Source organism: Photorhabdus kayaii, from assembly GCF_025384895.1.
Classification (GTDB): Bacteria; Pseudomonadota; Gammaproteobacteria; order Enterobacterales; family Enterobacteriaceae; genus Photorhabdus; species Photorhabdus kayaii.
The window spans coordinates 36,999-44,326 of the sequence record NZ_JAJAFZ010000040.1; the positions used below are offsets into that span (position 1 = coordinate 36,999).

A 7,328-nucleotide genomic window follows, 5' to 3' on the forward strand; every position below is an offset into this window, starting at 1 on the left:
TAACTGGTACTTTTTGAAGTATCACTAAGTTCACTTTACTGAGTAACAGGACTGAATCCGCATGACCGACAACAATAAGGCATTAAAAGATGCTGGACTTAAAGTTACACTTCCTCGTCTGAAAATATTGGAAGTGTTACAGGAGCCTGAATACCACCATGTCAGTGCGGAAGATCTCTACAAGAAACTGATTGATAACGGTGAAGAGATTGGACTTGCTACTGTCTACCGCGTGTTGAATCAGTTTGATGATGCCGGTATTGTCACCCGCCATAACTTTGAGGGTGGCAAATCGGTTTTTGAACTCACTCAACAACACCACCACGACCATTTAATCTGCCTGGACTGTGGTAAGGTCATTGAATTCAGTGACAAATATATCGAAAAACGCCAGAAGAACATTGCTGACCGTTATGGGATTAAGCTTTCAAACCACAGTCTTTATTTATATGGTCACTGCTCTGCCGGTAATTGCCGCGAAGATAGTAGCGCACATGACGAGAAATAATTCACGCCTGAACCACTAATTTTTTATCTACCTAGAGAGGAGAGAGGAACCCATCAGGGTTCCCCTCTTGCTACAACATTATCATGCCTTTACGTTATCAATTCGACTATAACGTTTACCATCCGGGCTGACAGAACGGATCAACACATCACCCCTCACTCTTGGACGTTTATGGTTATTATAAACTTCCCAGTGACGACCGCCATCCGTCGAATACTGGATTACCAACCCAGGCAGAGCAACATTAGCCCGCAAAATGCCACGTTTTACCTTAGCCCCCGGCACCGGTAGACGGTAAGCAATGCCGGCTTTATCCAGTTTACTAAGCTCACGTTGCCCTATCAGGTTAGCGAACCGGGTCCAGTCACGATTAAGCGCATCTATATCGACTTTATACGTTTCTCCACGCTGATATACCTGGCCCGGAACATAATCCAGCTCCCAACTGGCCCGGTGCCATGCCCGTTCCGCCAGCGGTAACAAGCGCGGATAAATCATATATTCCATCTGTTCATCAGTCCGAACCGTTTCACTCCATCCTTGACCTGAAAGCCCATAAGCGCCCGGCCACGGTTTATCACTTTTCGCACGGAATGCATTACCATCACGGTCAACGGAAGTTTCAGCATTTTGAGGTATGTTATTGGGTGCAAAACTAAAGATCTTAGCTTCATCGTTAAAACGAGCCGCCCAATAATAGCCACGCTCCTGTGGATGAACTTCATATGGCATATCCAGATAAATATAATCTGGGCTAGATATCACCACTTCATAGCCCTTATTCGCCCAATCATTGACTGAATCAAAGCCGCCATCGTAGAGAGCGTCCCAGAAATTCACCCCAACGCGTTTGGTGGCAAAATCTTTAGCGCTGCCAACATGTTTAAAACCATCCTGCCACGCCTGCATCCTTTCGATGCCATTAGCATTCACAATTTTGCTCACTTCAATTGCAAAGTCGCTGGCAAGATGATCAATGTCTTTCACAACCCCCTGTTCTATCAACTTCTGACAAATCTGAGACTTAGCCCATGGTTTATCTTCCGCATTTTTATCAATAATGCCCTTACCCGGTACGATAGGACCATTTTTATCCTGGAATCCGTCTCCCAAACGGATATTCTTCGCTTCATCTCCCCCGAAATGCCAAGTCTCCAATGGTGAGCCTGCTGCTTTATGCATAGCGGCAATTTCACCAATGACTTTCTCAACAAACCGTTTTGAAGAATCCATACACGGGTTCAAATAACTGCGACGATCATAGAGCTGAACAGATGTTGCTCTGGTGGTATCTGTTGGGTCCAGCAAACGATATTCATTCGCCCCTTTCACATTTCCCTGAGCGATTAATTTCTTATAGCGGGCTTCCATAGAAACAACAGCGGCACGAGCATGGGCTGGCATATCAATTTCAGGAATAACGTCGATATAACGGGCTTTGGCATATTTCAAAATATCAATGTAATCTTGACGGCTGAAATATCCGCTACCCATGTTGTTATCGGGGCCTGAACCCAGTTGTGGTAACAAACATTTAGTTTCACTTAAATCATGACACCGCTGGCTGCCAACTTCCGTCAACTCAGGTAATCCAGGAATTTCCAAACGCCAACCTTCATCATCAGACAGATGAATATGGAATTTATTCAGCTTGTAACTTGCCATTTGGTCGAGCAAACGCAGAACAGCCTGTTTACTGTGGAAATTACGCCCTACATCAAGGAGAACCCCACGATACTCAAAGCGGGGCGCATCTTTTGCCGTCAAAGTAGCAATCTTCCTATCGCCATCAACAGGAATTAATGACAACAGAGATTGAAGACCGTAAAACACTCCTGATTGGTCAAAAGCAACAATTTGTGCCCCATGTTGGGTAATATTTAGACGGTAAGCTCCTTTAACCTGCAAATCACCAGTAAAATCTGAAGAGACAATCTGGGTCGCAACGAGATAGCCACTATTCTCTAATTTAATTCCTTGATCAGTAAAACGTTTTCTGACAAGAATAACTGCCTCGTCATTTAAACCACCTAATTCCAGCCTTACCCCGCCAGATAAATCAGCATCCCCGGTAAAAATCTGAACCTCTTTTGGTGTCGGGATAATTTGCCCACGCAACTTTTTTGATCCAACCTTTTTGACCTGCAAATTCTTCATATAACGATTTTCAGGTGTCATCAAAATATTGTTATCTGTCTGTGTGCGTTTCCATTGATCACCGGTGAAAGCAGATAAGAATTGACTTAGATCTTCTGTATCTGTACTAACAAGCACTTTAGGTTTCGCATCACCCGACGTTGCATACCAGCGAGGTAGAAAATCAGTGCTGTAAATCTGCCAGTATTCTCCAATAAACGGCAGTTTTACCTGCTCATTAGCTTTAATACCGGTGAATTTTTCGGTCGGCTCCAGTCTATGTAAATCGCCCGTGATACGCGTGACTTTGAACTGTTCATTATCTACGCTCAGGACTTGGCGAATACTATGGAAATAAATCGCCCAGTCAACAGAGTCAATCGCCTGATTACCATTGGTTAAAGTAATATCCACTCGATTACATTTAGCCCAGTCAGCCCCCAACACTGCGCAGTTAACACCGTGATCTCCCGCCTGATTATCAATGACCTTATAATTAACTTTTAATTGACTCAGTGCATCAACCACTTGCTGCGCTGTTTGGGAAGCATACACAGAACCCATAAGTCCAACTGTTGCAGTCAGTGCTGCTAATGTATGCAATTTAAATTTCTTCATTATTACCTCTTTCAAACACAAACGTTATGTAAGGTAAGCCGCTGCCCAGAAGCACTAAGAACAGCAACAATGAGCCATGAGAAGACAATAAACGGCATGATGACGTTGAATTTAATCGCTTTCTCGTTTTGGAAAAAAATACCAATCTTTACGCCATATATAACCATAAAATTACTGCCAAAAATGTAAATCGATTTATAAAATAAAAAACATTACATTAAGAAATAAAATTAAAATCATCTAATCGACATCTATAAAGATTATTTTTCGCACCACAAATTATCAATAGTGAAAAAAGGATTTTTTTGTAAAACATGACAGAGAACACATTAAAAAGGAACGAGATAAAAGTTATATGCCTCATTGATATAAAAATGTAAAATAATACAAAAACGAAAGATTAACAATATAAAAAACATACTGGAAAATAGATTGACTAATACAAATGCTTTCCAACTAAAATAGATATAAAATTATTTACCAATGATAATATTTAAAAAAATAAACTACCAATTGTGATTTGTTTTTCTATTATAGAGAATCATTAAATGATCAGAGTTTAACTGAATAAAAAATTCAATCATTGAGATGCAATTAATATATATAAACCACCGGGATACTGCTAATAACCTCTATCCCGGTGAAATCATTATCTGTTTTTAAATACAAATCTATAAAACCTACACTTACTTAAATTCAAAGCTCTTCACGAACAGCAAGACCTAAGTTTTGCAACATTGGCGCATTCTCACATGCAATATAGAATACTTCATCAATAGCACCACTATTAACATGTTGATGCCATGCCCATACAGGAATATAGATCGCATCACCGGCTTTCCATGAAATATGTTGTTCACCAATGAGTGAATACCCCTCCCCATTAACGATATATATTATGGTTTCATAACTATGTCTGTGTTTACGGGTCGATTGTCCAGGTTGTAACCCTCCCAGAGTCATACTGAGAACTTTACTGGGTAAATTAACCATAGCCACTTTATGGCGCCTTTCATTTGAGAAATTCAAATCTTGACTCACTTCAGAGTTCAATACATTTTCATGAATCAATTGAGTAGGCTTATCTTCAATTAACTCTCCGGGAACTTTACCAAAGTCTCCAGATGAGAAAAACGTTTTTTTCACTATAATTACCTCTAATATTGTAGTTTATTGTAAAATTTGTATTTTTTAACCATCTTGAAATAATACTCAACATATTTTATCTTAGTTATCATTTCTGCCTATCTTCTCTAATTATCTTAACAATACCATGTCATATGTCCGTAATTTCTAACAAACGCACAAGAAGTGCCATCAAAATTACCGATAAGTTTTTTTATAATATTAACTGCATCATTCTGCGTAATAACAGTGGTGGTTGAACTATATTATCGTTCTATACCCGTTATCCTTCAAGTTGCCTCTTTGTTGGCTGCACTCACTCACCCCGGTCACATAGTTATCTATGCTCCCGGGGATTCGTTCCCTTGCCGTCGCGATGCATCTTGAAATCCATAGGGTATAGATATTACCAAAAGGGCTGTTACCTGCCATAAAAACATCCGCCTTAACCATCATATTGTGATCCCTATTTCATTAGCGTTAATATCTTCATCCCAGAAAATCATCCCTTTACTTACCTACCGACAATTTTATCCAATATTGAACCTATGTTGCTAGGAACCCTATCACCTCTCCAGGCAATATATTGGTCAGGACGCACTAAAAGGAGCCTAGTTTGATATAATTGCCAAGCATCATGGCCGGGAAGATCAATAATCTTGACCGGAATTTTACGTTGATGTGCCTGAGCTAATAATTCAGATATATCGGGAAAATGCGATCCTACCCGAAGCAAGCTAAATCCAGTGCCTAAAATATCGAACAGAGATACCCTTGTGCCAGGAATAGGTGTGAGCCATAAGTGCGGCAATCTCCCTCCGGGTACACTACTTGGTTTATAATTAAGCCAATCATCATCCGGTACGGGATCGCTATTAATAATATGAGGAGAACTATCATATCGGGCACCAAGTTCCACTCCGATAGAAGTAAATTGACAGCGAAAATGACTTAGCTCAGTATTAATCTTTTCACGCGCCAGCTCACCCGCATAATCCGCATCTTCCAAATTTGCAGGCACATATAGTGATGCTGTCTGCTGGGTATAAGAACGAGCAACGGCAGTATTTCTCCATGCAATTGGACGACGCTCGCTTTCATAAGAATCCATTAACGCATTACCTGCCCAACCATTTATAGACGCAACAATTTTCCAAGCTAAATTGCTAGCATCGTCGATCCCCGTATGCATGCCAAAACCACCGGTGGGAGCAAATAAGTGAATAGAATCTCCTGCTAAATATACCCTACCCTCAGAATATTTATCAGCAACGAGAGCAACACCGCCTTTCCATATCGTATTGCCAAGGACTAATACCTCAATATCTGAACCTATTCCTGCCTGAGCTATGCGAACGACTTCCAAATCATCGATAACTTTCCCATCCTTACTCTGGGTCACAAATAAAAAATCATCTTCACCGTCCAGGCAGATAAATAACATATTTTCCCTAGGTGAGACAATATTATACATCCAGGATTTTTTGTCTCGTAATAATCCCTGGTGAATTCCGGGAACACGGATATAACTGGAAACCATTCCACCCGTTAGAAAACCTGCCTTAGCTTCAACGGTTCCTTCGTAAACTATACCAAGTTTAGATCGAACAAAGCTCTGTCCGCCATCACACCCAACCATATATGCTGCTTGCCAGACTTCATCAGCATACTTTCCATCAATATGCTCCGCATAAAGTTTTACTTCATCTTTATATTGGATAAAATCTTTAACGCGCCAGCCATATCTTATTATGATATTTGGACGACTCTTTGCATGTTGTAGTAGAAACCTTTCAACATACATTTGATTTGCACGTATTATTGGTTCTGGAACGGAATTTGTCGAAGCCGCATTTTCGCACATAGACATTTTCTCCATTTCCGACGGTAACGTAATCCGTGCAAGCTCCCATCCATTAAACTTAGTAAAATATGATACGTCCAAAGGGAACTCTTTTGGCACACCTAATGACCGAATAGGCTGAGATATACCTACACGACGAAAATGCTCCATAATACGGGCACTATGGGTACTGCCTTTAGGTTGCCATCGGGTCTCTTCCTCCAAATTAAAGATAACGGAACGAACACCATATAAATCCAGGAATAAAGCCAACATTAGACCAACGGGTCCACCACCAACGATAGCAACTGGTAATACAGAAATATTTTCCGAAGTCAAAATATACTCTCCTTAATAATGATTAATAACAATAAATATTTCATACCAAATATATTAATTAAAAAATTTATATATCTGCGAATTATTTCCTTTTCCTCTCTCCTCATATAAAACAAAATAGTTATAGCCATGCTCTATGCATCATTCACTAAACACCGTTTCATTTCCCTGGCGGTTAAGCTCCACAACTCTTTTTCCTGAGTAATTGTGATACTTTCTCATTTCTTTAAGGAAACGCTTATATATTATATATTGTGTTTCGTCAAACACATGATAAGTTTCCCTTTTAAAAGAGTCACTTTCAAGAATAAATAAAAAATTAAAGTTCAAAAAAAACAACATCAAATTTTTCACTATTTTTTAATATTTAAAATAAATCGCCATATTTAACAGAAACGAGTTCATTTACCTTATATCACACTATACTAAACAAGGTATTCTTTATCGTTTCCTTAATATAATAAACAATAATCTGATAATTCCTCTCTCATGCTGTCATAAAAACAATAACTCTTACGCCGTAGCTTAATTCCAAAAAAGAGGTATCCTAAATTCTTAGTAAAAATACCGGTGGACTGAAAGTAAGTTGGTGGGAACACATCTTTGTGAATGTTAAAGAACCACTCCATGCGTTCAAACTCAGAGACATCGGGAGATTCAGCAAGAATTAATCTTTTTATAGCTGCGATAACAGTATTTTCATAAAAACCTCCATTCACAATATTTTACCTTCTCCATAATCAACTCTAATTACTGGAT

At 39.5% G+C, this 7,328-nt stretch carries 6 protein-coding genes; 1 reads left to right on the forward strand and 5 read right to left on the reverse strand.

Annotation, left to right across the window (positions count from 1 at the left end; all coding sequences use genetic code 11):
• The first annotated feature begins 61 nt into the window (after positions 1–61).
• Positions 62–508: a ferric iron uptake transcriptional regulator gene (gene fur / locus LGZ98_RS14890; protein ID WP_113040940.1), complete on the forward strand. Its 447-nt coding sequence runs from the start codon at positions 62–64 to the stop codon at positions 506–508.
• Between the two features lie 81 nt (positions 509–589).
• Here the strand turns inward: fur and LGZ98_RS14895 are convergent, their stop codons facing one another.
• From LGZ98_RS14895 to LGZ98_RS14915, 5 genes are all read right to left on the reverse strand, one after another.
• Positions 590–3,262, reverse strand: coding sequence for a beta-N-acetylhexosaminidase (locus tag LGZ98_RS14895; protein WP_113040939.1), 2,673 nt, complete (start codon positions 3,260–3,262; stop codon positions 590–592).
• Positions 3,263–3,958: 696 nt separating this feature from the next.
• Complete coding sequence (locus LGZ98_RS14900) at positions 3,959–4,408, reverse strand: cupin domain-containing protein (RefSeq protein ID WP_113040938.1); 450 nt, start codon at positions 4,406–4,408, stop codon at positions 3,959–3,961.
• 240 nt (positions 4,409–4,648) lie between these two features.
• The gene (locus LGZ98_RS14905) at positions 4,649–4,843 is read right to left on the reverse strand and encodes a hypothetical protein (protein WP_158536473.1); all 195 of its coding nucleotides are present in this window, start codon (positions 4,841–4,843) and stop codon (positions 4,649–4,651) included.
• Between the two features lie 58 nt (positions 4,844–4,901).
• Positions 4,902–6,569, reverse strand: a complete 1,668-nt coding sequence (locus LGZ98_RS14910; protein ID WP_158536472.1) for an FAD-dependent oxidoreductase — start codon at positions 6,567–6,569, stop codon at positions 4,902–4,904.
• Between the two features lie 452 nt (positions 6,570–7,021).
• Positions 7,022–7,288, reverse strand: a complete 267-nt coding sequence (locus LGZ98_RS14915) for a hypothetical protein (RefSeq protein WP_113026470.1) — start codon at positions 7,286–7,288, stop codon at positions 7,022–7,024.
• Positions 7,289–7,328: the final 40 nt, after the last annotated feature.

Coding starts and splice junctions, on each gene's coding strand:
- fur (WP_113040940.1), top strand. CDS start 62: ATGACCGACAACAATAAGGCATTAAAAGATGCTGGACTTAAAGTTACA.
- LGZ98_RS14895 (WP_113040939.1), bottom strand. CDS start 3,262: ATGAAGAAATTTAAATTGCATACATTAGCAGCACTGACTGCAACAGTT.
- LGZ98_RS14905 (WP_158536473.1), bottom strand. CDS start 4,843: ATGATGGTTAAGGCGGATGTTTTTATGGCAGGTAACAGCCCTTTTGGT.